Annotated in this window: 23 protein-coding genes and 1 riboswitch; of the genes, 16 read left to right on the top strand and 7 right to left on the bottom strand. The window is 42.3% G+C overall.

Going from position 1 to position 25,745, the window contains the following annotated elements; translation table 11 throughout:
* The first annotated feature begins 3 nt into the window (after positions 1-3).
* A complete protein-coding gene (locus tag ACIQXH_RS16455; RefSeq protein WP_403124754.1) occupies positions 4-825 on the top strand; it encodes a hypothetical protein in 822 nt (273 codons plus the stop codon).
* A gap of 34 nt (positions 826-859) precedes the next feature.
* Positions 860-2,035, top strand: coding sequence for a hypothetical protein (locus ACIQXH_RS16450; RefSeq protein WP_403124751.1), 1,176 nt, complete (start codon positions 860-862; stop codon positions 2,033-2,035).
* Positions 2,036-2,090: 55 nt separating this feature from the next.
* Here the strand turns inward: ACIQXH_RS16450 and ACIQXH_RS16445 are convergent, their stop codons facing one another.
* Together ACIQXH_RS16445 and ACIQXH_RS16440 are read right to left on the bottom strand one after the other, a co-directional pair.
* Positions 2,091-2,783, bottom strand: a complete 693-nt coding sequence (locus ACIQXH_RS16445; RefSeq protein WP_403124749.1) for a hypothetical protein — start codon at positions 2,781-2,783, stop codon at positions 2,091-2,093.
* A 130-nt stretch (positions 2,784-2,913) separates the two neighbouring features.
* A complete protein-coding gene (locus ACIQXH_RS16440) occupies positions 2,914-3,591 on the bottom strand; it encodes a YqjF family protein (protein ID WP_403124855.1) in 678 nt (225 codons plus the stop codon).
* A 222-nt stretch (positions 3,592-3,813) separates the two neighbouring features.
* Here ACIQXH_RS16440 and ACIQXH_RS16435 point away from each other — a divergent pair, with 222 nt between their 5' ends.
* Positions 3,814-4,221 (top strand): VOC family protein, encoded by a 408-nt coding sequence (locus tag ACIQXH_RS16435; protein ID WP_403124747.1) that lies wholly within the window; start codon positions 3,814-3,816, stop codon positions 4,219-4,221.
* Here ACIQXH_RS16435 and ACIQXH_RS16430 read toward each other — a convergent pair.
* The gene (locus tag ACIQXH_RS16430) at positions 4,218-4,871 is read right to left on the bottom strand and encodes a DUF6944 family repetitive protein (RefSeq protein ID WP_403124744.1); all 654 of its coding nucleotides are present in this window, start codon (positions 4,869-4,871) and stop codon (positions 4,218-4,220) included. The genes ACIQXH_RS16435 and ACIQXH_RS16430 overlap by 4 nt on opposite strands.
* Before the next feature lie 174 nt (positions 4,872-5,045).
* Here ACIQXH_RS16430 and ACIQXH_RS16425 point away from each other — a divergent pair, with 174 nt between their 5' ends.
* Together ACIQXH_RS16425 and ACIQXH_RS16420 are read left to right on the top strand one after the other, a co-directional pair.
* The gene (locus tag ACIQXH_RS16425; protein WP_403124741.1) at positions 5,046-5,327 is read left to right on the top strand and encodes a hypothetical protein; all 282 of its coding nucleotides are present in this window, start codon (positions 5,046-5,048) and stop codon (positions 5,325-5,327) included.
* Positions 5,328-5,346: 19 nt separating this feature from the next.
* Positions 5,347-5,820, top strand: coding sequence for a DUF4306 domain-containing protein (locus ACIQXH_RS16420; RefSeq protein WP_403124739.1), 474 nt, complete (start codon positions 5,347-5,349; stop codon positions 5,818-5,820).
* Between the two features lie 164 nt (positions 5,821-5,984).
* On the opposite strand, the gene pruA is transcribed toward ACIQXH_RS16420, so the two are convergent.
* Complete coding sequence (pruA, locus tag ACIQXH_RS16415; RefSeq protein WP_402957277.1) at positions 5,985-7,529, bottom strand: L-glutamate gamma-semialdehyde dehydrogenase; 1,545 nt, start codon at positions 7,527-7,529, stop codon at positions 5,985-5,987.
* A gap of 138 nt (positions 7,530-7,667) precedes the next feature.
* Between pruA and ACIQXH_RS16410 the strand changes: the two genes are divergently transcribed.
* Positions 7,668-8,960, top strand: coding sequence for an AAA-type ATPase lid domain-containing protein (locus ACIQXH_RS16410; protein WP_402987165.1), 1,293 nt, complete (start codon positions 7,668-7,670; stop codon positions 8,958-8,960).
* Positions 8,961-9,043: 83 nt separating this feature from the next.
* Here the strand turns inward: ACIQXH_RS16410 and ACIQXH_RS16405 are convergent, their stop codons facing one another.
* Positions 9,044-10,036: a proline dehydrogenase family protein gene (locus ACIQXH_RS16405; protein WP_402987163.1), complete on the bottom strand. Its 993-nt coding sequence runs from the start codon at positions 10,034-10,036 to the stop codon at positions 9,044-9,046.
* Between the two features lie 245 nt (positions 10,037-10,281).
* Here ACIQXH_RS16405 and ACIQXH_RS16400 point away from each other — a divergent pair, with 245 nt between their 5' ends.
* Together ACIQXH_RS16400 and brnQ are read left to right on the top strand one after the other, a co-directional pair.
* Positions 10,282-11,262: a proline racemase family protein gene (locus ACIQXH_RS16400; RefSeq protein ID WP_402957281.1), complete on the top strand. Its 981-nt coding sequence runs from the start codon at positions 10,282-10,284 to the stop codon at positions 11,260-11,262.
* A 33-nt stretch (positions 11,263-11,295) separates the two neighbouring features.
* Complete coding sequence (gene brnQ, locus ACIQXH_RS16395; protein WP_402957283.1) at positions 11,296-12,654, top strand: branched-chain amino acid transport system II carrier protein; 1,359 nt, start codon at positions 11,296-11,298, stop codon at positions 12,652-12,654.
* A gap of 225 nt (positions 12,655-12,879) precedes the next feature.
* On the opposite strand, the gene ACIQXH_RS16390 is transcribed toward brnQ, so the two are convergent.
* Positions 12,880-13,806, bottom strand: a complete 927-nt coding sequence (locus ACIQXH_RS16390) for a ketopantoate reductase family protein (RefSeq protein ID WP_402957285.1) — start codon at positions 13,804-13,806, stop codon at positions 12,880-12,882.
* Positions 13,807-13,933: 127 nt separating this feature from the next.
* Here ACIQXH_RS16390 and ACIQXH_RS16385 point away from each other — a divergent pair, with 127 nt between their 5' ends.
* From ACIQXH_RS16385 to ACIQXH_RS16355, 7 genes are all read left to right on the top strand, one after another.
* A complete protein-coding gene (locus tag ACIQXH_RS16385) occupies positions 13,934-14,470 on the top strand; it encodes a GNAT family N-acetyltransferase (protein WP_402957287.1) in 537 nt (178 codons plus the stop codon).
* 311 nt (positions 14,471-14,781) lie between these two features.
* Positions 14,782-14,889: riboswitch (guanidine-I (ykkC/yxkD leader) on the top strand.
* 58 nt (positions 14,890-14,947) lie between these two features.
* A complete protein-coding gene (locus tag ACIQXH_RS16380; RefSeq protein ID WP_402987153.1) occupies positions 14,948-16,285 on the top strand; it encodes an APC family permease in 1,338 nt (445 codons plus the stop codon).
* Positions 16,286-16,319: 34 nt separating this feature from the next.
* Positions 16,320-17,057, top strand: a complete 738-nt coding sequence (locus ACIQXH_RS16375; protein WP_402957289.1) for an urea amidolyase associated protein UAAP1 — start codon at positions 16,320-16,322, stop codon at positions 17,055-17,057.
* Positions 17,057-17,713, top strand: coding sequence for an urea amidolyase associated protein UAAP2 (locus ACIQXH_RS16370; RefSeq protein ID WP_402874105.1), 657 nt, complete (start codon positions 17,057-17,059; stop codon positions 17,711-17,713). The genes ACIQXH_RS16375 and ACIQXH_RS16370 overlap by 1 nt, the downstream gene beginning before the upstream one ends.
* A 5-nt stretch (positions 17,714-17,718) precedes the next feature.
* Positions 17,719-21,354, top strand: coding sequence for an urea carboxylase (uca, locus tag ACIQXH_RS16365; protein WP_403124733.1), 3,636 nt, complete (start codon positions 17,719-17,721; stop codon positions 21,352-21,354).
* The gene (locus tag ACIQXH_RS16360; RefSeq protein WP_402957293.1) at positions 21,326-23,047 is read left to right on the top strand and encodes an allophanate hydrolase; all 1,722 of its coding nucleotides are present in this window, start codon (positions 21,326-21,328) and stop codon (positions 23,045-23,047) included. Before uca ends, ACIQXH_RS16360 begins: the two co-directional genes overlap by 29 nt.
* Before the next feature lie 150 nt (positions 23,048-23,197).
* Positions 23,198-23,512: a thioredoxin family protein gene (locus ACIQXH_RS16355; protein ID WP_402874112.1), complete on the top strand. Its 315-nt coding sequence runs from the start codon at positions 23,198-23,200 to the stop codon at positions 23,510-23,512.
* Positions 23,513-23,719: 207 nt separating this feature from the next.
* On the opposite strand, the gene ACIQXH_RS16350 is transcribed toward ACIQXH_RS16355, so the two are convergent.
* Positions 23,720-24,220, bottom strand: a complete 501-nt coding sequence (locus ACIQXH_RS16350; RefSeq protein ID WP_402874114.1) for a membrane lipoprotein lipid attachment site-containing protein — start codon at positions 24,218-24,220, stop codon at positions 23,720-23,722.
* A 316-nt stretch (positions 24,221-24,536) separates the two neighbouring features.
* Here ACIQXH_RS16350 and ACIQXH_RS16345 point away from each other — a divergent pair.
* Positions 24,537-25,745 (top strand): SH3 domain-containing protein (locus tag ACIQXH_RS16345; protein WP_403124731.1); only part of this gene is annotated, 1,209 nt, incomplete at its 3' end.

Below are 25,745 nucleotides of genomic sequence, written 5' to 3'. Positions count from 1 at the left end.
TATATGAAGCTAGTCAATTTCGAAATCAACCGTTTTAGTAAAATCTATTTTTCATTGTTGTTGATCACGATTCTTTCGCAATTTGTAGGCGTGATCATTAAAGTACAAGGATTCTTAAATAAAACTGATCAAACCATGTTAGAAGAAAAATTGACCGAAGCTACTTATTTAGAAGTGTATGGCGGAGTGAACTTTAACTTGGTTTCAGGGTCGCTCTGGTTTTTAGGACCGATTGCGTTGTGTGCCGTTGCCCTTATATTCTACATCTTTCTAATTTGGTACCGTGATTGGTTCGGGAAAAATACTTTTATTTATCGCCTGTTGATGCTGCCGACTACGAGATTATCTCTCTATTTATCCAAAGCTACAGCGATTTTCTTAATGGTATTAGGACTGATTGCCTTACAATTGATCATCCTGCCGATGGAGAATGCTCTGTTCAATTCCATGATGCCGGAAGTGTTCCTAACCGCAAAAATGAGTGTGATGACCATCCTTGAATCCAAACCAGTGTTAGCGCTCATCATTCCTAACTCGTTCACTCAATTTATCATTTCCTATGGAATCGGGCTGATGATCCTGTTTGTCCTGTTCACAGCCATCATGTTGGAAAGAAGTTACCGGATCAAGGGGATTGTGCTAGGTATTATCTATTCCGTACTCGCGGGCGCATTGTTTCTATCGCCTATTTGGCTGAATGGTTCTAACGGAATCTCTCTTTATCCATCAGAAATCTTCGGTAGTTTAATCGCTTTGGGGATTATCATTACAGCCGTCTCCATCTGGCTTGGCTCTTGGTTGTTAAAGAAACGTGTAACCGTATAAAGTCCCACCAACTAATATAAGGAGAGTGAACAGGGTGAAACGATATATCAGCAGCATCCTCATCGTCGTCGTTATGATTCTTAGCATCGGAACGTATTATGCTCAAGTAACTTCTTACGCTTCAAACCTTCCCAAACTTACATTTAAAACAATCGAAGGTGACGAAACAGAATTAGAATCCGTCCTTGTAAGCGGAATGTATGAAGAGGGAAGTTCAAATGAATCCTTTCGTTTGGAATCCAATCAATTGAAATATGAAAAAGAACGGTCGTATTATGAAAACCTACTCGGTTACTACGACCCCAACTATAACCGGTTAGTGAAAGAGTACCGTTCATTCATGAGGGGTAAAGCATTTATTGAAACCTATTATGAAGATCAAGATAATCTGACGATCGTAACCATGAATGGCGATGATAAGAATGGAAAGTATAGCTTGAATTTTATTATTGATAGTTTGGCAAAGAAAAACAAGGAAGAAAAGTCTTTTGAAATAGACGTCCCAGAACAAGCAAAATACGAGAACATCATAGTCAGGGATGTCCAATTCGTTCAATCGAAATTACAAATCCTTACTCAAAATGATGTGAAAACAGACAATGAAAAAGATACAGATGAAATCCATCTCTATACCATCGATTTAGCCGGTAAAAAAGTGGTGGCTGATGAAACACTTTTGTCCGAAACATTTGATTCATCCAATGAAGGACATTTCGCCATGCCGTCAAAAGTCGATAGAGGGATGGCCAATCATGTGTTCTTACTGGCGTTAGTAAAAGGCAGGTATAGTGAAGAGGGAGGATTCACGGAGAAAAAAAGGGAAAGCTCTCTTTACGCGTATCATTATGACACGAAGAAACTGGAAAAAATCAAGATTCCAAATGAAAAGGATATCACCTTTGAATCTGTGGAAAGTGACTTTTCCGTTGATGGGGAGACTCTCTACGTGACAGGATGGGAGGAAGGGATGATGCATATCCTCACCTTCGATATCGATAAACAGAAAGTAATAAATGACTACAAACCGGGATCTGTTGATTTCACTGAGATAAAGGATGGACGCATCTTTGCCATTACCGCAGATGAATTGCTGATTGTCGATGCGAAAACAGGAAAGACGCTCTATAGAGGCAAATTGGTGAAGGATTCGCACGATCAAAAGAAAGATAAGAACTATCTCATTCAATTGCATGATGTAATTATCAAATAAAATCCATGCCGCGACTCCCCTTGAAGAAGGGGAGTTTTTCAGGTTTATAAGTCTTCTATTTTTCCGTTATGAATCTCTCAACATTATCTGATAAAAGAACGGTATCCCATGGTATCCAATACCATTGTTCCCCATCGAAAAATAAGGGGAACGTATAGGCGATCGGTTCTTCGGTATAGAATGCGAGTTGATAGCCAGTCGGGTCTCCTTGGCTGGTATTCGGATTAAAGCTGGCGTTCGTCTTTCCTTCGTTAAGTATCAGGGTCATAGCTTGTATCTCATGTTTATCCGATAATGAATGGGTCAGTACAGGATGATTATCTTTATCCTCTTTATATATATCTATTCGATTGATCGATTCTTCATCGATGTCTTCGTATTTGCCCCGAAATGTTTGATTCTCCGTAACTTCATGATAGATTGCATACCCATTGATCTCGTCTTTTGACTGAATAGCAGCAAATTCAGGCTCCCCTTGTATGGCAAAAACCTTCGTACCCTTTTCCCAGAATGCGGCGTCACCTTCTTTCGTCTTGTAATCGACATCGAATACATGATCCGCGACTTTGAACTTCACTTCTCCTATCTTTTCCCCGATAGAAGTGGAATCGGCAAGGAAAGCGGAATGGACCCCTTCATACTGTTTGCCATTGATTTTAACGAAATCGACCCACTCAATGATTGATTCTTGAGCATTACAAGAGACAAGGAATAAACTGCATGTCAACATCCCTATCCATTTTTTCATCATGACACCTCCGTTTGTAGACTGATAAAATGCCGATTTTGACCGATAAATAGGGGCAATTGACCGATATATTCCAATTTTGACCGATAAATGCTCAACATTGACCGATAAAATGGCTATATCCCATCATTTAGTCGGTCGCACGGACTAATGGCCACATCCGGACTTCCAATGTTTTTGCAAAATGCAAGATGGGCTTGTCGTTTTCAACATGAATGCCTTGGTTGGTCAGCATCGTGTTCTGTCTGATATCCGCTTCAGCATGCTGGAGTGGCCAGGGTTTATGCAGGATATCGCAGCGAAGCGGCACTCCTTTATTGTTTAGTGTATATAGGCAATAACGCTCTGTAAGCCATTCATCGAAAGAACCTTTTTCGGCAAGATACGGTTCTGAGGTTGGTTTGTATGTACACTCGAATGTTTGATTGCCGTTTCTTCTCTTGCTAATATAATCGATAACATCACCGCTGCGTTGCACATTCATATCGGCAAACTTATATGGCAAGTGGTATACAGTTTGGGCAGTCTTGACCGCAAGCATATTGGAGGCATCCAGACTAAAGAAGTACACCCCTGGTTTTCCATCAACCGTAACATAAGTCCGGACGTTGAGTTCCGGAAATCGATCCGTGCCTGGAACGGGAGGGAGCCCTCTTAAGCGGATGTCAGTCATATGAAACGGAACGACGCCTATCCACCCCATGCCGTCAAAGGAATCTAAAGGCAGTACGGCAGGTACTAACTTTTGTAAGGCTTCTATTTTTATTGGATAATGGGCAAACAATAGATCATTCCATGTCTGTTTCATCGTCCAGGGTAATCGTGGCAATGGCCATGAACGATGGCTATCGTCCCATTGGTTATCAAAGAAGTGTTTAGGTTGGTCTTTCATGTTGTTCTCCTCCTTATTCACGGCTGCTTTAAACCTGTTGCAAGCATCTATTCCTTTCATTTATGCTAAAATAAACCAGTTACTGGTAGTATATCAAAATGAACCGGTTTTCGATATATAACAAATGGAGGTGCGCATATGTCAAAAGGCTTCATTCATCATATCGAGATCAATGTCTCCGACTTGAAAAGAACCGTGACATTTTGGAGTTGGTTTTTGGAGGAGCTAGGGTATCGTCCTTTCCAGGAATGGGATGGGGGGAGGAGCTGGAGAATCGATGATCTGTATGTGGTGTTTGTTCAAGCAGAGAAGCGTTTTCTCGAAATTCCCTTTCATAGGGGAAGAGTGGGGCTTAATCATCTAGCCTTTCATGCAAGCTCACGCCAGGAAGTGGATGAGATGACACATAAATTAAAACAGCAGGGAATGCGCATTCTTTATCCCGACAGGCATCCGTTCGCTGGTGGGAAGGACCATTATGCTGTATTCTTCGAGGATCCCGATAGATTGAAAGTGGAATTGGTTGCTCCTGTTGAATCCCTTTAGGGATGGGCAAAATGATAGTGGTGATACGAATAAGGATTACTATCATTTACAGGGGCTGATGCAGATTCTACCTCAATTGTAATGGCGTTAATCAAGACAAATGCCCCAATGACTTGAATCCATCCTCCCACCAACAAGATTATTTCACCAATTTCCGTGTGTTCCTGTAAGATGAAGATATTGCCGATTGCGACTAGGAAAGAGCCCAATGATATGAGGCTGTTTCCCGTAATATTGAGAGACCTGAACGGAGAGTCCTCTGAAATATAGCCTCCGAATGCTTCAAAAGCGGCGCCAGTTCCTTGGATGCCACTACCTAAGGTATCAATTTTTAAGCCTTCTTCCTCTTCACCACTCAGTTCAATACTGATCCCAACTGAATTTGCCGTATTCCCTGTAGCTTCAAGCCAGGCGCCAATAATCGAATAAATTTGCGAGAGCTGTTGATATTCTGGATTGAACAGTTTGGTTCTCCCGATGGCTTGCAGCGAATTACCGAACGCCTCGATTCCATTGCCTTGAACAATTAAATCCTTTCCTAAATCAGAACTTGTTAAGGATTGCTGGGTCTGCCCAATCGCCTCAACAACCGATCCTATTCCCAATATCCATGCCCCTATAATAAGGAGGTCTTCTCCGCTTGTATTCATAGTCCAACGCCCCTTACAAGAAGTTACCTTATGGTATTCCGGGAAGTACGTTTATGTACAGGTAAACGATGAGGAATATCATATAATTTGGATATTTATGTTAAACTGGATAGGGAGTTATTTACCTTTTAATAAAAAATAAGAATGTTATTAACCATGTAGGCGGGGGTTCAAATGGGGATATTTTTTATAAAGAGAGGAAATGCGAAAAGAACAAAAGCGAATATGATCCTTCATACGATGATTGCGGTAGCGATGATCATCCTTTTAGTGATGGCAATCATCAACGGAAAAGATTTCTTTTACTTAAAGCTGATTTTCCTATTAGCGGGTATAAGTTCGATTATAGATGGATTGGAAAGCTATTTACAAAAGGAAAAAAGGAAAGTCTATCTGCTTGATTTCGGATATGCGTTGGTTTGGTTCTTATTGGTTTATATGTATACGACCATGTAAGAGGGGAGGGGACATGACGATGAAGGGTGCAATACAGGTCATAATGGCGATGCTGTTCCTTATGATTTTCACGTTTTGTGCGTGGTATGAAGGAAGCGAAATCTTGGACAATCCATGGGAGTGGGAATATTCGACGCCTTTTTCGGAGCTATTACACACTCAAGTTGAAGGCCCGGAGGATATTTCCAATCTGGACTATTTTGTGTACGCGGCCAAGTTCAGGCCGTTGTTCCCGGCACTTATGATGTTGACACTATTATATCTAGTCACGCTAACGGGCCTTACAGTAAGTAAAGGAAGCCAGAAAAAATCGGCTTTCTTCCTAACTGGGCTGGGCGTTTTATTGCTGCTCATGAGCGGTTTGATTTGGAGTTCACCGACGGTTGGGGGCCATTTCTTCAAGGGGATTTCTCTAATCTTGGGTATAGTGTCCATCTTGCTCGGAGCGTTGTACTACTTTAAATGGACACCCACATCCAAAAGAGTGGCTTAGTTATAGGTACTCTATGAATTTGAATATATATATATAGAAGAAACTCGGAATATATGAGCCACAAAAAAGGAACAGCCCGCATTAATAGGGCTGTTCCTTTTTTGTGGCTCATGATTTTATCTTTCCTATATAATAGGAAGAAACTCGATATGGACTAGAGGTTCTTACAATTTTTCAGATACTGATTTGGATTGCATATGCAACGTCAAGAAGTCAGGGCCGCCTGCTTTTGAACAAGTTCCGGACATATTGTACCCTCCGAACGGTTGGTACCCAACGATTGCTCCTGTACAGCCACGATTAAAGTATAGGTTCCCTACGAAGAAGTCCTCGCGTGCTTGTTCGATATGGTCACGGTTTGTTGAAATGACTGCACCCGTTAAACCGTATTCTGTGTTATTGGCGATTTCTAGAGCTTCGTCAAAGTCTTTTGCTTTGGAAACGGCGACGATTGGACCGAAGATTTCCTCTTGCATCAAGCGTGCTCTTGGTGCTACATCTGCGACAACAGTTGGTTGAATGAAGTAGCCGATTGAATCATCCGCTTCACCACCCGTTAGGATGCGGCCTTCTTCTTTTGCGACGTCAAAGTAGCTTGTCACTTTTTTGAAGGCTTTATCATCAATGACGGTAGCCATGAAGTTATTATGGTCGGTCGGATCTCCGACGGTTAGTTCTTTTGTCAATTCAACCACCCGGTCCAACACGGTATCGTAAACATCTTCGACGATGATGGCCCGTGAGCATGCAGAACACTTTTGGCCACTGAAGCCGAACGCGGATTTAACGATGGACTGTGCAGCCAATTCAAGATCGGCCTCTTTGTCGACGACGATGGTATCTTTCCCGCCCATTTCGGCAATGACGCGCTTGATCCAAATTTGTCCTTCGTTTACTGCTGCCGCGCGTTGGTTAATGCGCAAACCGACATCGCGTGAACCAGTGAAGCTGATGAAGCGAGTGCGTGGGTGATCGACTAAGTAATCGCCAACCTCACCACCAGGTCCTGGGATGTAGTTCACGACACCAGCTGGAAGGCCGGCCTCTTCAAGGATTTCGATGAATTTATACGCAATGATTGGTGTTGTGGATGCCGGTTTCAGTAAGATGGTGTTCCCTGTAACCACTGCTGCCACGGCTGTCCCGGCCATGATTGCAAATGGGAAGTTCCATGGTGAAATGATGACACCGACACCTAGTGGGATATAGCCAAATTTATTATATTCGCCTGGAAGGCTTTTTACTGGTTTTCCGTCTTTCATTTCGAGCATTTGACGTGCATAATATTCCATGAAGTCAATGGCTTCCGCTGTGTCAGCATCTGCTTCCACCCATGGTTTACCTGCTTCGATTGTCATGATTGCAGACATTTCATGACGACGACGTCTTGTAATCGCAGCTGCTTTAAATAGAATGTCAGCCCGAACTTCAGGTTTTACTTTGCTCCAAGTTTTGAATGTTTGATCGGCAACTTGCATCGCTTTTTCAGCCAGTTCTTTGTTTGCCTTAGATACAGTGCCTACGACTTCGGTTTTTTTAGCCGGATTGTAAGAAGTGATTTTATCATGAGTAGTAATGCGTTCCCCACCAATAACTAATGGATAATCTTTTCCAAGTTCACTTTGAACCTTTTGAATGGCCTCAGTGTAAGCTTGTTGGTTTTCCTTTTTTGAAAAGTCAGTTAGTTGTTCAGTTGTGTATGGAATCAATTTAATATCCTCCTTATAATCACGGGTGCCAAATAATTGTGCACTTATGTTATTGTTAATATATATATAATGCAACATTTTTTGGCATATTACAATAACTTTTCCGAAAATTTACAAAAATTCAAAAGGGGTGTTCCAATGAAACAGCAAGATTTGCACGAGATTTATAAATATATCACGGACAATATTTCAGCAGGAATACACGCCGTGGATGCTCAGGGGAAAACCGTGATCTATAATGCAAAAATGCGGGAGCTAAAAGGGATTCATTCGCTTGAGGAAGATCAATTCGAGCAAGAAATGATCGCTAAAATTAATGACAGCCATCTTTATCGGGTCCTGAAAACATGTGAGCCGATTAAGAACTACAAAATGAATTTCTGGAATCGTGTCGGTCAGGAAATTGTGACGATTTCCGATATTCTGCCGATTAAAAAAGACGATGAATTGATTGGCGCTGTCGAGATATCGAAGGATATTACCGAGAGGGAATTAATGGCCTATCAACCATTGCGGCGGTATGGGCAACCCCTCACATTCGATATCATTACAGCTGTTTCCCCACTTATGGCAGGGGTGATCGAACGGGCCAAGATGGCTGCCAAAACGAGGATGCCTGTTTTGCTTTATGGGGAGTCCGGGACGGGAAAGGACATGATTGCAGAAGGGATCCATCATGATTTGAACCCTGAAAATGATCATTTCATTACACTGATTTGCCGGAATGATGAACAAGCGTTGATCGACCAGCTGAAGCAGCAAATCGATAAAAATGAACAGGTCACGATTTTTTGTGAGCGTGTGGAATACCTTTCCCTTGAAGGTCAGGAAAGGATTCTTAATCTGTTCATGGAACATCTTGAGAGTCACGTTTTTATAGCAAGCGTCGGAAAAGACCCGATTGATTTGATCGAGAAAGGGCAGCTTTCCAAGGATTTATATTACTTCTTTGCATCGGTTTGTATAAATGTCCCCGCATTAAGTGATCGAAAAGAAGATATTAAGCCATTTATATCGGACTACTTTAAGCGCTATCGCAATAATACCGGAAGCCGGATCCAAGGGCTTTCAGCTAAAGTGGAACAGATCTTTCTCGATTATGATTGGCCAGGAAATTTAAAAGAGCTAGAAGTATTGCTGGATGATATAACCAGTACGATGACGAATGAAACATCCATTGATTTTGATATGCTGCCGATTTATTTCAGGTGGAAGATCCAAAGCGAGGAGCTTTCCGATACGACGGGGAACATGTTTGTAGCGGAAAATGAAAAAGATATTCGTCCATTAAGCGTATTCATGAACGAAGTCGAAGAGTACTATATCCAAAATGCCTTGAAAATGTTCGATGGCAACGTTTCGCAAACGGCAAAAGCACTTGGCCTTCGGAGGCAAAGCCTGCAATACCGCCTCAAAAAATTCAATGAGTAACAGGAAAACCCGAATGATGTTCATTCGGGTTTTCCTGTATAAAAAAATGACTCCCGAAAACAACGGGAATCATCCAGTTTGCCTTATCGTGTTTTTTGCTTAACTGAACGTCTTTTTGAAAGTCGGCCCAGTATAAATGCTCCGGTCGCTACGCTGATTCCGATATTTGTTTTCTTGTTGAAGACTTGCTTTGTGACCAATGTCAGGTTTTGAGGTCTTTCGGCCAGTCGTCTCATGAAGTATCCATACCAATCGGCGCCAAATGGGACATATGTACAGAAATTATATCCTTCTTTTGCAAGCTCTAGCTGTAATTCTTTACGGAAGCCATAAAGCATTTGGAATTCGAATTTTTCTTTAGGGATATTATTTTGGATGACGAACTTCTTAACATGGTTGATGACACGATGATCGTGTGTCGCAATCGATGTGAATTTTCCGTGCAATAAGTGGTATTCAATCAGGTCGATATAGTGTTTATCGATTTCCTCTTTACTTTGATACGCAATCGTTTCAGGTTCTTTGTAGGCTCCTTTTACAATTCGTAAACGGTAATCCTTGAATCGCTCGATATTCTCCATCGATTCGTGGAAGTAAGCCTGAATGACGGTCCCTACGTTACCAAAGTGTTCTTGGACCGTTTCCATCAAATCGAATGAGGGATGTAAGCGTTCATAATTTTCCATATCGAAATTGATGAAAATATTATATTCCTTCGCTTTTTCAGCGATTTCTAATAAATTCTGAAGACAAAAATCATAATCAATATCTAAACCAAGCTGTGATGGTTTGAGGGATATATGTGCATCTGCCTGGTTTTCATGAATGGCTTCGATTACCTTGATGATTTGTTCCTTTGCTGCCGTCGCTTCGCTTTTTTCGAATACAAATTCACCAAGGTTATCTACTGTACAGGAAATACCTTGTTGATTTAAATGTTTGATGGTATGAATCGTTTCTTCAATGTTCGTCCCTGCGACCACACTTTGTGCCCCAAGCTTTAACCCATACCGTTGTGCAGCGCTGTTCAAGGTTTTATTTTCTGACAGATGAATAAAAAAATCACGTAAAATCATGTGATTGCCCCCTAAATTATGAAATTATTTGAAGATTATAATATTTTTTCAAGAAAATCAAATCGTTTTTTTTCTTTTTCTGTGAAACTTTGAAAATAAGCTTTGGTAATAAAGGGTTTCTAAAGAAAAATAAATATTTTCCATGTATTCAAAATATAAACATTCTTATTTTCTGTCTTTTCAAAAAACTATTTATGAATTATGATGTGTATTAATTTCATGTTTGTAAAATATAGGGGGTAGCGATGGAGAATTATAACGTACAAATTCAAACAATCGACACGCATACGATGGGGGAAGCTACACGAATTGTCATCGATGGATTCCCTGAAATCATGGGGGAAACCATGATGGATAAAAAGAATTATGTGCGAGATCATTTTGATGATTTCCGTAAGTTGCTGATGAATGAGCCGCGTGGACACAAAGATATGTTCGGAGCCATTCTAACAAAACCGACACATCCCAAGGCGGATATAGGCGTCATCTTCATGGACAGCGGATCTTACTTGAACATGTGTGGCCACGGAACGATTGGGACTGTAACCATGTGTCTAACGAAAGCGCTCATACCTAAAAAAGATAGAGTGTTCATTGATACGCCTGCAGGTTTGATAGAGTGCTTGATTACGTATAAAGATAACGTTGTCGAAAGCGTGTCATTCCAAAACGTTTCGTCATTCGTTCTCTACAAGGAAACCCCTGTTCACCTGTCAGATGATCGACACGTAAACGTGGATGTGGCATTTGGGGGAAGTTTTTTTGGAATAGTGAATGCTCAAGATTTAGGAATAGAGATCTCACTGGAAAATAAAAACGAAATGATACATAAGGCTTTGGAAATTCGCGATAAATTGAACAGTCAGTTATCCATCGAACATCCGTTGAAGCCGGAAATCAATACGGTTGATTTAATAGAAATCAGCGAAAAGGTAGGGCCTAACCATTATCGGAATGTTGTCATATTCGGTGATGGGCAAATTGACCGATCACCTTGTGGGACAGGAACTTGTGCGAAAATGGCAACCTTGGGCCTGGAAGCGGGCGAATCAATCATTCAGGAAAGCATTATCGGATCGAAGTTCAAAGGGACGGTAGTGAAGCATACAGAAGTAGCGGGGATTGAAGCCGTGACCCCCGAGATTACAGGATCAGCATGGATTACTGGGGAACACCTTTTTGTATTACAGAACCATGATGTGTATGAAACAGGATTCTCTATTTAATTTTATTACAATAACATAATTGGAGGCGCTTCCATGAAATCGGTATCAAACTATCAGATTATTATCATTGGGTTCATGCTTTTCGCTATGTTTTTAGGTGCTGGGAATGTCATCTTCGCCCCGGTTCTTGGTCAAGAAGCCGGTACGAACACCGTCATTGCGATGGGTGGATTTCTCATCACGGGTGTTGGTTTGGTCATTCTCGCAATCATTGCTTTAACGAAAGGGGGCGGGACCGTCGAAAAATTGGCGAGCCGGGTGCATCCCAAGTTCGCTCTAGTATTTAGTGTCCTTCTGTTTCTAGCGTTAGGGCCCTTATATGTCATTCCCCGAACAACGAGTGTCGTGTATGAAATCGGCATTCGCCAGTTGATTCCTCAATCTACTATGCACGTATTTTTCTTACTAGGTTTCTCTATCATCTTCATTGGACTAACCATCTATTTATCCTGGGAAACTTCCAAATTCGTGGATCGACTCGGTAAAATGATCACACCCGTCTTTGGGGTCCTGCTTGTGATCTTGGTTGGTAAATCCATCTTCACGCCCATGGGTTCGATTCATGCCCCTGCAACAGGTGCTGGGTATGAAACGTCAACCGCTGCCTTTTTAAAAGGCTTTACGCAAGGCTATTTCACAATGGACGTTTTAGCGGCATTTGTATTTGGCGGCATCTTCATCAAATCAGTCGATGCTTTAGGTGTGAAGTCAGCTAAGGAAGTTTCCTCGGTCTTCATTAAAGCGGGGGTCGTCACGTTGATAGGCCTGATTTTATTGCAGGTTTCCATGGCTTGGATCGGTGCGTCCAGTGTCGATGCCATCGGATATAAACAAAATGGCGGTGAACTGATTGCATTGGCGTCTAAGTCTTTGTTTGGGCAAGTGGGCCTGTACTTAATCGGTGTGGTCATTTTCCTGACAGGCATTACGACCAATGTTGCTTGTCTTGCGGCCGTGGCGGAATACTTTGAACGGATCATTCCATCGATTTCCTACAAAAAATGGTTGATTCTGATTTCTGCCGTGAGCTTGGTCATCACGAACTTTGGCTTGAATACGATTCTTAACATGGCATCCCCGGTCTTAATGTTGTTATATCCGATTGCTATCGCATTAATTGCTTTAGTTTTCTTAGACAAACTATTTGGCGGGGCTCAATCGGTTTATATCGGAACCATCGTGGGCGTTACATTTGTCGCCATTTTGGAAGCACTAAAAGATGCGAATCTAGCTACCTCAACCATTAATGACATCTTCTCTTTCATTCCATTTTTCACGAATGGCGCAGGCTGGATCATTACCGGCATCATCGGCTTTATCGTGGGTATGCTCTTTAAAAATAAGTCTCAAAAGAATAGTGACGTAGAGATGGAATACAACTCGACACTATGAAAGTGAGCCTTGTGAAATGAGACCGAAACCTCTACTCTTGCCAATCGATTGGTGGCCAGGGTAGAGGTTTTCCAATTCTTTGAAAGTTGTTAAGCCTATGGAATATCATAAAAAAATATAATGTACTTAAGAACGGCTATTGAAAAGGCTTAGCCAGCAAAGCTGTTTCGTTCATCCTTTTTTCTAAAACTAAAAAAATCAGCCGACTTCCGTCGGAGTCCACCATCACTGAACGGAATATTGCCTTTCCATCGATTTGATCTTCTCATACAGTTCTTGATTGATAGGAGTGGGCATTTGATACTTTCTTCCCAGTTCAATAACCGTTCCAGCAAATAATTCGACTTCACTGATTCGTTGCGCTTCTACATCTTGAGCCATGGAGGGTTTGCCATTTGGACTTAATGTCCCTAATACTTTCAGCCAATACCCCAAATCCTTTTCCGTTAAATGGACACCTTCTTTTTCCGACAAAGCAATTACTTCTCTCATGGCTGCAATCATCATGTCTCTGGCTTTTCCTTCTCGCTGAATTTCGCCATAATTGCTTTGATAAATAGCAACCGTTTGATTGACCCCTACATTCAGCATGAATTTCCCCCATTGTCTTCTATACATATCCGTATCCACCTCAAAAGGCACATCCATCTGTTCAAAGAATTCTGCCAGCTTTTTTGCCTGTGGTGAAATGACACCAGGTTCCCTTGAACCAAAGCAGAGCATACCCATATGTTCGTAGGTTAGTTCATTTCCGACCTTTACTGCATCCATGCCTTGGGCCACACAATACAGTACTTTATCCATTCCATACGTTTCACCAATAATGGTTTCGCTTGTAATGCCATTCAGTAGGGAAATAATGATGGTATCATCTCCGACATGGTTCTTTACCGATTCAATGGCATTCTTCAACCCATTATATTTAACGGAAACGATCAACAAATCTGCCGGCCCGCAGTCTTCTTCAGGTGTAACATAGTGAAAATGGCAAGGCTCCCCATTACTATAAAGCTTATCGTTTTCATATCGCAAAATGCGATCGGAATCAGCTATGATCCGTAAATCCTCTGTTCCCATCTTCTTGGACAAATGGTGTCCAAACAAAACCCCTAATGCACCTAGCCCAATAATCGAAACTTTTTTCATTGTCATTTTTCCTCTACCTCCTGTACATGTCCCATTAGCATTCTAACATAATTTATTGAATATTCTCATATTTTTAATTACTATAACAGTAGTATATCGAAGGCAAAAAGAAAGGGAGTAGAGGGAGGGAATAATGGACAGAATTAAAATGTTCAAATTTGAAAATGAGTTACATGATTTAATTTCCCTACTGACAAATAATACGTGGCCTTATCACCCAGACCCAAAACCTTCTGGCGAACAAATTGTCGAAGCGTACCATAAGGGGTGGTATCAAGAAGATAAGGAAACCATCTGGATAGAAAAAGACAATGAAAAAATCGGATTGATTATAATACATGATATAACCGACACCATCCCTTCCTTTGACATTCGTTTAGACAAAAGTGTTAGAGGAAAAGGGGTTGGAACGAAAGCTGTTCATTGGATAGTAGACTATCTTTTTGGTTTACCCGATAAGAAGATTAGGATAGAAGCCTATACGCGCAGTGACAACCTAGCTATGAGAAAAACATGTAACAAATGCGGATTTGTTAAAGAAGGGTACTTACGAGATGCTTGGGAAAATAATGATGGGAGTATATCGGACTCGGTTTGCTATGCATTCATTAGAAGGGATTGGGAGAAGAAAGAAATAACGCCGATACAACTAAATGAATGGCCTTTCTAAATATCTTCATAGTTATGTTGTTGAACGTTTAGTGGAAATAGGAAACATCTTAAAGGACCAAAGGGGGTCCTTTTCTTTTTGGAAAGGATTAATAGAAGGGGAGTCTTACTAAAAGAAATGAAATGAGACCACCCCATATTCACGAAAGAAATGATTTCTTTGGTTCATCTTGGCTTAGGGTCGATTTTTCTCTTGGAAATCCACTCCAGATATAGAAATATTCAATTGATGTTATAAAATGTAACATCACGTGTTGACTTTTCATAACATTCTGACTATAATTGGGTTATTATAACAGAGCACAACATCATAAAATATCTTTCTAGGGTTCCGTTCAATCTATATTGAAGTCTGGACCGAGAGAAAGAGTATAGCAAATCATACTGCTATATACACGGAGGGATAAAAGCCCGGGAGAACTTAGTATAGTTCACCCGGGCTTTTATCTTTTTTTATAGCCATTGATGAAAGGGGTAGATGCTTATCAGCAACGTACAATTTAAGAGAAGTTTGAAGACATCACAAATTGTTGTTATGGGGCTAGCATGGATGACACCGATGATTTATTTTACGGTATATGGTGTGGTATTTGAAACAGCCGATGGCTTAATGACCCCCGCTTATATCGTGGCGTTTCTTGCCATTGTGTTTACTGCGTATAGTTACAGTCGAATGGTTAAAGTGTATCCGACCGGAGGTTCTGCGTACACCTATACGAGTAAAGCGATTCACCCAAAGGCTGGGTTTTTGGTCGGGTGGGCGTTATTGATCGATTACCTATTTTCTCCGATTATCGCCATTTTAACATTTGGGATTTTTATGCACGCTGAGTTTCCAAGCATCCCAATATTCGTTTGGATTATCCTGATGAACATTGTGCTAGCGGTTGTGAATATTATCGGAATTGGATCGGCAGCACGCATTAGTGGCTTTTCAGTGTTGGTCCAGATCGGGTTTATCCTCATCTTCTGTTTATTGACAGCTAAAGACATTGTCCTTAATCAAGGTGCCAGTGCTTTATTCACCTTAGAACCATTGCTGGTTGGTGAGGGTTCAGTTGTATCAGTTTTTTCCGGTGCGTCACTGATTTGTTTCTGCTTCTTAGGTTTTGATGCGGTTACAACAATGGCAGAAGAAACAATTGATTCGAAAAAGACGATTCCACGAGCCATCTTTTATATTATTTTCATCGCAATCACTTTGTACGCGATGATCTCGTTTTTAACAGCTATTGCATTCCCGGCATTCAGCTTTGCAGATCCAGACAATGCGGCGTATAGCTTGATTCAAATGGTCGGCGGCAATTTGTTTAGTACCCTCTTCATCATGGTGCTGATTATTGCGACATTCACACAAGGCTTGTCTTCAATGACCAGTGTAACACGTTTTCTCTATGCATTAGGGGAAGCATCCGTTTTACCGAAAAAGGTATTTACTTCATTACATCCAAAACTACGTACACCCATTCTTAACATTTTGTTTGTATCAACAATCTCCTTATCAGCCATTTTCATCAACCTTGATACGGCGGTATTGTTCGTCAGCTTTGGCGCTTTGACCGGTTTTATCTTTGTTAATTTAAGCGTTATTTCCCACTACTATATCAAGGAGCAGAATCGAGGGTTCAAAGCCACCTTCTTCTATCTGGTTTTCCCAAGCATTGGGGTGTTGTTCATCGGATGGTTATGGACGCTACTCGATCCTCATACTTTATGGATTGGGGGAGCATGGGTTGCCTTTGGATTTGTCTACTTATTTTTGAAAAATAGAATCACGGCACCGAGTTTAAGGAATTTAGATAAAAAGTTGGTTTAAAAATCAGAATATTCAATCTATAGGAGGCGGTTATATGCAACAGACAAGTGTGATCGTATCAAAAATCATTCCAGCAGGGGGCAAATGGTCGGCGTTCATCAAACGCGGCAAAGAAATTACCTTTACCGTGTCAGCGGAACAAGCGAATGTATCGTTGTTGCTATTTAACGCACATGATTTGGCAGAACGCTACAATATGCCGGATTCATTAAAAGCTCAATATACTGCCTTTTTTACGAAGCATAATGTATTAATGAGTGACCAAGGCCGTGTTCTAGCGAGCATTACCGAAGATTCTGTCGGCTGGCATGATACCATCGGCGGTTATTCGACAAAAGCGCAAATTGACTCACAATTCGGCGAAACAACGTATCAAGAATCACGCAATGAACGCTATCGTAATGGAGAAGATAACTTGCTTATCGAATTGTTCCGTAATGGCTTAAGCCGCCAAGATTTAGGACCTGTTATCAACTTGTTTTCAAAAGTATCCTGTGATGATGCAGGCTATATGCATCTAGCACCCGATCATGTAAAAGCTGGAGATACAGTGACATTACGGACGGAGATGGATGTTTTCATGGCTCTGTCGAATACGCCCCATCCATTATCGGAAGCGACCACTTATCCACAAGCGGAAGTAACCGTGGAAGTAAAGGATACGATGCCTGCAACCGGAGATGATCCATGCGTCCTTCACCGCGATGAAAATAAGCGCGCATATGAGAATACGTGGGAATATGTACAACTTACACAAGGAGGCGTTCTCTAATGGCTGTATTTAATAATGTTGAAAGTGAACGACAAGAGGCGAAGGCCATTTATTCGAAAAGGTTGTTAGCGGGCGATGGCTGGTTACATACATTAGAACCGGGCCAAGTATTACGAATCGTGGACTTGGAAGGCAATCAAGCAGCAGATACATTATTTTTCAATGCAGAGGTACCGACAGATCACTATAGCGCGGTTAAAACGATTCAGAAACAAAAAAATATCTATCTATCAACAGGCTCCGTTTTACTGTCCGAGATGGGTACAGAACTAGTTGAAATTGTCGCCGATACGTGTGGGCGTCACGATACACTAGGCGGCTCATGTTCAGCCCAAAGCAATACAGTACGTTATGCCCGCGAAACGTTACCCATGCACAATTGCCGTGACACATATATGTTGCAGTTAGCGAAAAGCGATCAATATCAACACATGCAAAAACGTGATTTATCCCCTAATGTAAACTTCTTCATGAATGTGCCTGTCACACTTGAGGGCGGCCTGAAATTTGATGATGGAGTTTCCGCTCCAGGTAAATATGTGGAGATGCGTGCCATCACACGTACAGTGGTGCTCATTAGCAACTGTCCACAGCTCAACAATCCATGTAATGCGTATAATCCAACACCAATTCAACTACTAATTTGGGAAGGGTGAATAAGATGTTCAAAAAAGTATTGATTGCTAACCGAGGTGCAATTGCTGCACGAATCGTTCGAACATTAAAGAAAATGAATGTACAATCTGTCGTCGTTTATACAACGGCCGATCAGGACAATACGTATGTAGCTGAGGCAGACGAAGCCATTTTCATCGGCGATGGGCCTGCAAAAGAGAGCTATTTAAATGCGGATTTAATTTTAGAAAAGGCACGTGCCGTTGGTGCTGAAGCGATTCATCCAGGCTATGGCTTTTTAAGTGAAAATGCCGCATTTGCACGTGATTGTATGGCGAGTGGCATTGCTTTTGTAGGACCTAAACCTGAACAAATCGAACAATTTGGCTTAAAGCACTCAGCACGTCAACTTGCAAAAGAAGCGCAAGTACCGTTACTGCCCGGTACGCATTTGATTGAGGATTTAGAAGAAGCACTAGCATCCTCTACAAGGATTGGCTATCCAGTGATCTTAAAAAGTACGGCTGGTGGCGGTGGCATTGGCATGAAAGTGTGTGAGGATGAGCAAGCATTGCGTGAGGCGTTTGAAGCAGTGACGCATTTAGCAGAGAAGAACTTCAATAATGGTGGTGTATTTGTTGAAAAATATATTGCAAGTGCACGCCATGTAGAAGTGCAGGTCTTTGGTACAGAGACGGAAATTGTGGCATTGGGCGAACGGGATTGCTCATTGCAGCGCCGCAACCAAAAAGTAGTGGAAGAGACACCCGCACCTCTATTGAATGAAGCGGTTCGTGAAAAGATGTTGGAAGCTTCCATACGTTTAGCGAAACTAGTGGGCTATCGTAGTGCTGGTACGGTGGAATATTTATACGATCCTGTGAGTGATCAGTTTTATTTCTTGGAAGTGAACACGCGTTTACAAGTAGAGCATGGTGTGACGGAAGAAGTCACAGGTGTAGATTTAGTGGAATGGATGATTAAAGAGGCAGCCGGGGAGTTGGCGAATCTTTCCACACTAATATCATCGCCACAAGGTCATAGCATGCAAGTTCGCATTTATGCTGAAGATTGTTTTAACCAGTTTCAGCCAAGTGTCGGGACGATAGATGATATCGTATGGCCAGCGGGTGTCCGCATCGAAACTGGCATCCAAAAAGGCGGTTCCATCTCAACGTATTATGATCCAATGGTTGCCAAAGTGATTGTCCATGCCGATACGCGTGAGGATGCCATTACAAAGTTACAGCAAGCATTATCTGAAATGCGTGTATATGGTGTGACGACAAACCTGCAATATTTAGAGCAAGTATTAATGGAAGAATCGGTGCGGTCAGGGGCCGTTTATACGAAGCTATTGGAATCTTTTTTACCAGAGGAAGCAAGTATTGAAGTGTTAGATGGTGGCATTCAAACGACGGTACAAGATTTTCCGGGGCGAACAGGACATTGGAACGTCGGAGTGCCGCCATGTGGTCCGATGGATAGCTATGCATTCCGCATCGGCAATCAGTTACTTGGCAATGCCTTCGATGCACCAGGCTTAGAGTTGACACTGCGTGGCGGTAGTTATCGCTTCCGTGCACCGATGACTATTTGTTTAACAGGGGCCGATATGCAAGCGACGCTCGATGGGGCGCCAGTTGCACGTTACGAAACGATTCAAGTAGCTGCGCAACAAGTACTGTCACTAGAAGAGGCCGAAGAAGGCATGCGCAGTTACTTGCTCGTGGCAGGGGGACTTGATATGCCGAAGTATCTAGGCAGTGCCTCGACATTTACGCTTGGTGGATTTGGCGGACATAATGGCCGGCCACTACATACAGGTGATGTGTTACGCGTCAATGCGGCAGAACCCGTTGTACCGCGCGCCTTACCAGCTGAAGCTCAGCAACACTATACACATGAGTGGGAAATTGGCGTTATTGCTGGACCTCATTGCACGAAGGAATATTTAGAAGCGGCCTACTTAGAAGAGCTGACGGCAACCAACTTTGAAGTGCATTTTAATAGCTCCCGGACAGGGGTGCGGCTCATTGGTCCCACACCGAAGTGGACACGTAAAGATGGAGGCGAGGCAGGCTTGCATCCATCGAATATTCACGACAATGCCTATGCGATTGGTACCCTGGATTTAACAGGTGATATGCCGATTTTATTAGGCCCGGATGGACCGAGCCTCGGCGGTTTTGTTTGTCCAGTGACGACGGCTTCGGCAGAGTTTTGGAAGATCGGTCAGTTGCACGCGGGTGATACGGTACGCTTTAAATTATTATCAGTAGACGAAGCCAATGCTCTACGTAAAAATCAAGAGCAATTTTTAGAGGAATTAACGGTCACATCGTTTGAAGAGATGAACGATGTAAAATATATGGAACAAGCTGATCCAGAAACGGCGATTCTATTCAGAAGCGAGAAAGGCCGCTTCCCGATGGTTATCCGTGCAGATGGGGATGAAAATTTGCTTGTGGAATATGGCGATATGGTTCTGGATTTACTATTGCGTTTCCAAGCCCATCTGTTAATGGAGGCGATTAAAGAGCGCACTGATATTCCAGTGATTGACCTCACACCAGGTATCCGCTCCCTGCAAGTGCATATTGATTCAACGAAAATGACGCTAATGGAATTATGCCGTATTATAGACGAGCTAAATCAAGCATTACCTGTGTTGGAAGAAGTTGAGGTACCTTCGCGAATCGTCCATTTACCCTTGTCATGGGACGATCCTTCGACACAATTAGCCATCGAGCGTTATCAAAAAAATGTCCGCCCGGATGCACCTTGGTGTCCGAGTAATATCGAATTCATCCGCCGTATGAACGGTCTTGGAGCAATTGATGATGTTCGTCGTATCGTGTTTGATGCCAATTATTTAGTGATGGGGCTTGGCGATGTATATCTTGGGGCACCCGTTGCCACACCACTCGATCCGCGGCACCGTCTCGTAACGACAAAGTACAATCCTGCGCGGACATGGACGCCTGAAAATGCAGTTGGGATTGGTGGCGCATATATGTGCGTATATGGCATGGAAGGACCTGGTGGCTATCAATTCGTTGGCCGTACGGTCCAAATGTGGAATCGCCTTAGAGCAACAAAAAGTTTTACAGAAGGAAAGCCATGGTTATTACGCTTCTTCGATCAAATTCGCTTCTATCCAGTAGCAGAAGAAGAATTAGGAATAAAACGCCAACAATTTTTACGTGGTCAATTTGAGGTCAAGATTGAAGAGACAACATTCAAACTCCGTGACTATATCAGATTTTTGGAAGAGGTTAAAGTCGAAACGCAAAGCTTTAAACAAACTCAACAGCAAGCGTTTGATACAGAGCGTGAGCGTTGGCGCGACCTTGGATTAGACGAATATGTAGCAGAGCATCATGAAGCGGTGAATGTCGATAGCGATGTGCCCGAAAATAGCGAGGCCATCCGCTGTACATTACCGGGGAGCATATGGAAAGTACTTGTTGAAGCAGGCATGTATGTAAGAAAAGGGGATGTATTGCTAGTTGAAGAAAGTATGAAAATGGAGTTTCCGCAGGTTGCCCCATTTGATGGCATAGTGAAACAAATTTATGTTTCTCCTGGAGACGAAGTACAAGCCAATCAATTAATGGTAGCCCTAGAACCCATAGAAGTGGAGGTAAAAGATGATGAATCCATTATTATCTATCAATAATTTACAACAAGCTTATGCAGATGGTAGCTTGACGCCACGGCAAGTAGTCACCGATATTTTACAGCGTGTGGAAGACTATACGGCGAGTACGGTATTTATTGTTCCCCCGACATGGGAACGACTGACGCCTTATGTTGAAAAATTGGAACGAGTCAATATGCAGGACTTTCCGTTATATGGAATTCCATTTGTCATTAAGGATAATATTGATTGGGTTGATGTCGACACAACTGCGGCTTGCCCAACCTATGCCTATACACCTACTGAAAGTGCGACTGTTGTCCAACGTTTAATTGATGCTGGTGCGATTCCAATTGGCAAAACCAATTTAGACCAGTTTGCAACGGGGCTGATTGGCACGCGTAGTCCATATGGTGTCGTGAAGAACGCCTTGAACGAAGAACTGATCAGCGGGGGCTCCAGCTCTGGTTCGGCAGTCGCAGTGGCACTAGGATTTGCGAGCTTTGGTCTTGGTACAGATACAGCGGGTTCGGGTCGCGTACCAGCCGCATTAAATGAGTTGTATGGTTTGAAACCAAGTCTAGGTGCTTGGCCCGTGAAAGGTGTAGTACCGGCATGCGAAAGTTTAGATTGTGTGACGGTGTTTGCGACTGAACTGCAAGATGTCTATTCAGTAGATGCCGTTGTGCGCGGGGAAGGTGCAGCTGATATCTGGAGCCGTACCGTACCATTAGCCCCCGCTGCAAATCCATCTGTTGTGTGTTTGCCGAAAAACGACTTAACGTTTTTTGGCCCATATGCGCAGGAATATGAAGCGGCCTGGAATCGCACGGTGCAACGTCTGGAAAATGGGAACGCGCCGATCCGTTATATAGATGTGACGTACTTACAAGAAGCGGCAGCCATTTTATACGACGGTCCATGGATTGCGGAGCGCTGGTCTGCGATTGGGGATTTTGTAGAGGAGCATCCTGATGAAATCTTCGATGTTACGCGCCAACTACTACGTGAAAGCGAAAATCAAACGTATCGTGCCACTGAGCTATTTCAGGCAATGCATCGTCTACAAGCATTAAAGAAACGTGCGATGCTAGATTTAGAGAACGCGGTGCTTGTTTTGCCAACAACAGGTGGTACGTGGACGATTCAACAGGCAAAAGAAGACCCGATTTCCACAAATCAACAATTGGGCTTGTATACGAATCATTGCAATTTGCTCGATTTGGCAGCGATTGCTGTTCCGGCAGATCATGCAACCACAAACGTTCCTTTTGGCATTACACTTTTTAGCCGCTTCGATGAAGAACATTTATTAAAAGGACTGGCCACTACTATTGAGCGTGGCAACACAATTCCCGTTGCCGTATGCGGACTTCATATGCGTGGCTTTGCATTAGAGCATCAAATGCTAGAATGCCAAGCTACCTTTGCCTATCAAACAACAACAGCCTCTACCTATCGATTATATCAACTAGCTACACAGCCAGCTAAACCTGGGTTAGTTCGGTGTGCAGATGGTTTTGCCATAGAAGTTGAGGTATGGGATATGCCAATTGCACAGCTCGGTGCCTTCATGCAACGGATTCCTGCACCGCTTGGAATGGGAAAAGTCCAGCTAGCAAACGGTCTTGAAGTTCTTGGTTTTATTTGTGAGCCAGATGCAATCGAGCAAGCATTGGATATTTCTTATACCGGTGGGTGGCGTTATTTAGAAACGACATCGATTGAATAAGTAGTGGAACTCTGTAATGTTGGGAACAATAACGAATCTGACTGGTGAGTTGTAGTTAGAATTTGAATAATGAAGGAAATACCTATATATTTATCACTGAGTCACATATGCGACATAGGCTATTTTTAGAAAAGCTCGGAGGAGAATATTATGAAAACGATTAGTACAGAACAAGAATATCGTGAACAAATCAAACAAGATGAATTAACGGTCGGGATTTTCACGACAACATGGTGCCCGGACTGCAAGCGTCTGGATATGTTCATCGGTGACATCACAGCAGAACATCAAGACAAGAATTGGTTCACCATCGATAAAGACGAATTCCCGGAAATCGCAGAAGAACAGACTGTCATGGGAATCCCTTCATTATTGGTATTCAAGAATGGTGAAAAAATCGCCCACCTGCACAGTGCGAACGCTAAAACTCCTGATCAAGTGAATGAGTTTTTAAATAACCTATAATAATAAGCACGGAACCTACCCTCGCATGATGTCATGTGGGGGTTATTTTTCGTTTATGTGAATAGGATTAAATAGTTACGCAGTATACAAAATTTCAGACATTCAACAAGCCACCGATCTGGCGATTGGGAGCTAAAGATTCGATTCAAGATATAGTCGATGTAACGAATTAAAATGTCCCCCACTAAAGGGGCATTTTTCTTTTGTTTATAACTCCTCAATTTTTTTGAAGAGATCGGTGTAAAGTTGATCTATGTTCTTTTTATCGTCTAAATAAAAGTACCAAGCATCCTCTTTATTTACATGATCATCATGCAAATAAATGGTCGTATGAGAACCATTCGTTAAAGAATCATGGGCCGTTTCATAAGTAAGGCCCTCCGTTATAAAGGGATCGTGCTTTTTACTAGAATCGAAGAAGACAATCGGAATGTCTGAACTTCTATAAACGTTCACAAATTTATCGTCTGATGCTTCTTCAAAAACGTCGGGTGCTAACAGAACGGCATCAAAGTCAGCTTCGATTCTTGCAATATCTTTACTTAATTTGTCTAATGATAGCGATTTAACAGAAATACTATTATTTTTAAATTCAGGTGTTTCGCCAATTACTGCAATGTTCAAAGGTGCTCCATCGTACTTCACCTCACTATTCGAACAAGCAGCCAATACTGCTACTACGCTTAAAAAAAGGATGATCTTTTTCATATGCAACCTCCTTATTAATGGAAATCTTTTTTTCTTTCCTCAACTTATTATTCTACAAATATTTTCAAAAACCTTGCTTACATAACATTCCTTTTTGAAGGATAAAGTATATTCCTGAAAATCCTATCATTTCAATTATGTTACATAAATATTAATTATTTTACTATTAGATTAAGAGAACTTAACAATAGATAGAAACTTAGTAGAATGCACAATTATGTCATAAAAATAGTTTTAATTACCTATACCAGAATACTATTTTTAACCGATATTTAAATTAATGTAATAAAAATAATACTTTAGTAGGGAGAATGATATGAAGAAGTTACTTATACCAACGTTCTGTTTCGCAGTATTGAGTACTGTTGCTTTTGAAGAACATATATCTGCAGCTCCACTATCAGCCGAACAAAAAACGATAGAAACGATAAAATATGTGAATGTGAGCTCAGGGTCGCTGAATATGCGAAAAAGCGGTAAGGAAAGCGCAACCGTTGTGGCGAAGCTAAGTAAAGGCACGAAGGTAACGGTGTATTCGGAATCCAAGGGATGGGCTAAGGTCAAGGCAAATGGAAAAGAAGGATACGTGAGTACCACTTACCTTTCCACAAAAAAGCCAGGAGCGGTTAAGCAAGCAGTGACTGCCAACGTCAAAACGACGACAAAATACGTGAATGTGAGTTCAGGCTCGCTGAATATGCGGAAAAGCGGATCCGCGAGCGCGAAAATTGTCACGACGCTAAGCAAGGGTACCAAAGTAACGGTGTACTCGGAGTCAAAAGGCTGGGCAAAGATCAAAGCGAACAATAAGGAAGGCTATGTGAATACAACCTACCTTTCGACAAAGAAGCCAGGAGCGGTTAAGCAAGCAGTGACTGCCAACGTCAAAACGACGACAAAATACGTGAATGTGAGCTCAGGGTCGCTGAATATGCGGAAAAGTGGTTCCGCGAGCGCGAAAATTGTCACGACGCTAAGCAAGGGCACGAAGGTAACGGTGTACTCGGAGTCAAAAGGCTGGGCGAAAATCAAAGCGAACAATAAGGAAGGCTATGTGAATACAACCTACCTTTCCACAAAGAAACCCGCCACGGCAACAAAGGCTTCCACCACCGTTAAAACGACGACAAAATACGTGAATGTGAGCTCAGGTACGCTGAATATGCGGAAAAGTGGATCCGCGAGCGCGAAAATTGTCACGGAATTAACCAAAGGCACTAAAGTCACGGTGTATTCAGAGTCAAAAGGCTGGGCGAAGATCAAAGCGAACAATAAGGAAGGCTATGTGAATACAGCCTACCTTTCCACAACGAAACCAGTCACGGCCAAACCAGCGTCCACTCCGGTTAAGACGACGACAAAATACGTGAATGTGAGCTCAGGTACGCTGAATATGCGGAAAAGTGGATCCGCGAGCGCGAAAATAGTCACGGAATTAACCAAAGGCACTAAAGTCACGGTGTATTCAGAGTCAAAAGGCTGGGCGAAGATCAAAGCGAACAATAAGGAAGGCTATGTGAATACG

The sequence above is a fragment of the Peribacillus sp. NPDC097225 genome, assembly GCF_044761955.1.
GTDB lineage: Bacteria > Bacillota > Bacilli > Bacillales > DSM-1321 > Peribacillus.
The sequence above is the reverse complement of the archived record's forward strand: the minus strand, read 5'-3'. Positions and strand labels throughout refer to the sequence as shown.

What these genes read in the sequence shown, in the direction of transcription:
- uca (WP_403124733.1), top strand. Translation starts at nt 17,719, where the DNA reads ATGTTCAAAAAAGTATTGATTGCTAACCGAGGTGCAATTGCTGCACGA.
- ACIQXH_RS16355 (WP_402874112.1), top strand. Translation starts at nt 23,198, where the DNA reads ATGAAAACGATTAGTACAGAACAAGAATATCGTGAACAAATCAAACAA.
- ACIQXH_RS16425 (WP_403124741.1), top strand. Translation starts at nt 5,046, where the DNA reads ATGGGGATATTTTTTATAAAGAGAGGAAATGCGAAAAGAACAAAAGCG.
- ACIQXH_RS16375 (WP_402957289.1), top strand. Translation starts at nt 16,320, where the DNA reads ATGCAACAGACAAGTGTGATCGTATCAAAAATCATTCCAGCAGGGGGC.
- ACIQXH_RS16440 (WP_403124855.1), bottom strand. Translation starts at nt 3,591, where the DNA reads ATGAAACAGACATGGAATGATCTATTGTTTGCCCATTATCCAATAAAA.
- ACIQXH_RS16400 (WP_402957281.1), top strand. Translation starts at nt 10,282, where the DNA reads ATGGAGAATTATAACGTACAAATTCAAACAATCGACACGCATACGATG.
- ACIQXH_RS16435 (WP_403124747.1), top strand. Translation starts at nt 3,814, where the DNA reads ATGTCAAAAGGCTTCATTCATCATATCGAGATCAATGTCTCCGACTTG.
- ACIQXH_RS16420 (WP_403124739.1), top strand. Translation starts at nt 5,347, where the DNA reads ATGAAGGGTGCAATACAGGTCATAATGGCGATGCTGTTCCTTATGATT.
- ACIQXH_RS16455 (WP_403124754.1), top strand. Translation starts at nt 4, where the DNA reads ATGAAGCTAGTCAATTTCGAAATCAACCGTTTTAGTAAAATCTATTTT.
- ACIQXH_RS16445 (WP_403124749.1), bottom strand. Translation starts at nt 2,783, where the DNA reads ATGAAAAAATGGATAGGGATGTTGACATGCAGTTTATTCCTTGTCTCT.
- ACIQXH_RS16380 (WP_402987153.1), top strand. Translation starts at nt 14,948, where the DNA reads ATGCTTATCAGCAACGTACAATTTAAGAGAAGTTTGAAGACATCACAA.
- brnQ (WP_402957283.1), top strand. Translation starts at nt 11,296, where the DNA reads ATGAAATCGGTATCAAACTATCAGATTATTATCATTGGGTTCATGCTT.
- ACIQXH_RS16405 (WP_402987163.1), bottom strand. Translation starts at nt 10,036, where the DNA reads ATGATTTTACGTGATTTTTTTATTCATCTGTCAGAAAATAAAACCTTG.
- ACIQXH_RS16360 (WP_402957293.1), top strand. Translation starts at nt 21,326, where the DNA reads ATGATGAATCCATTATTATCTATCAATAATTTACAACAAGCTTATGCA.
- ACIQXH_RS16430 (WP_403124744.1), bottom strand. Translation starts at nt 4,871, where the DNA reads ATGAATACAAGCGGAGAAGACCTCCTTATTATAGGGGCATGGATATTG.
- ACIQXH_RS16410 (WP_402987165.1), top strand. Translation starts at nt 7,668, where the DNA reads ATGAAACAGCAAGATTTGCACGAGATTTATAAATATATCACGGACAAT.
- ACIQXH_RS16370 (WP_402874105.1), top strand. Translation starts at nt 17,057, where the DNA reads ATGGCTGTATTTAATAATGTTGAAAGTGAACGACAAGAGGCGAAGGCC.
- ACIQXH_RS16385 (WP_402957287.1), top strand. Translation starts at nt 13,934, where the DNA reads ATGGACAGAATTAAAATGTTCAAATTTGAAAATGAGTTACATGATTTA.
- ACIQXH_RS16390 (WP_402957285.1), bottom strand. Translation starts at nt 13,806, where the DNA reads ATGACAATGAAAAAAGTTTCGATTATTGGGCTAGGTGCATTAGGGGTT.
- ACIQXH_RS16350 (WP_402874114.1), bottom strand. Translation starts at nt 24,220, where the DNA reads ATGAAAAAGATCATCCTTTTTTTAAGCGTAGTAGCAGTATTGGCTGCT.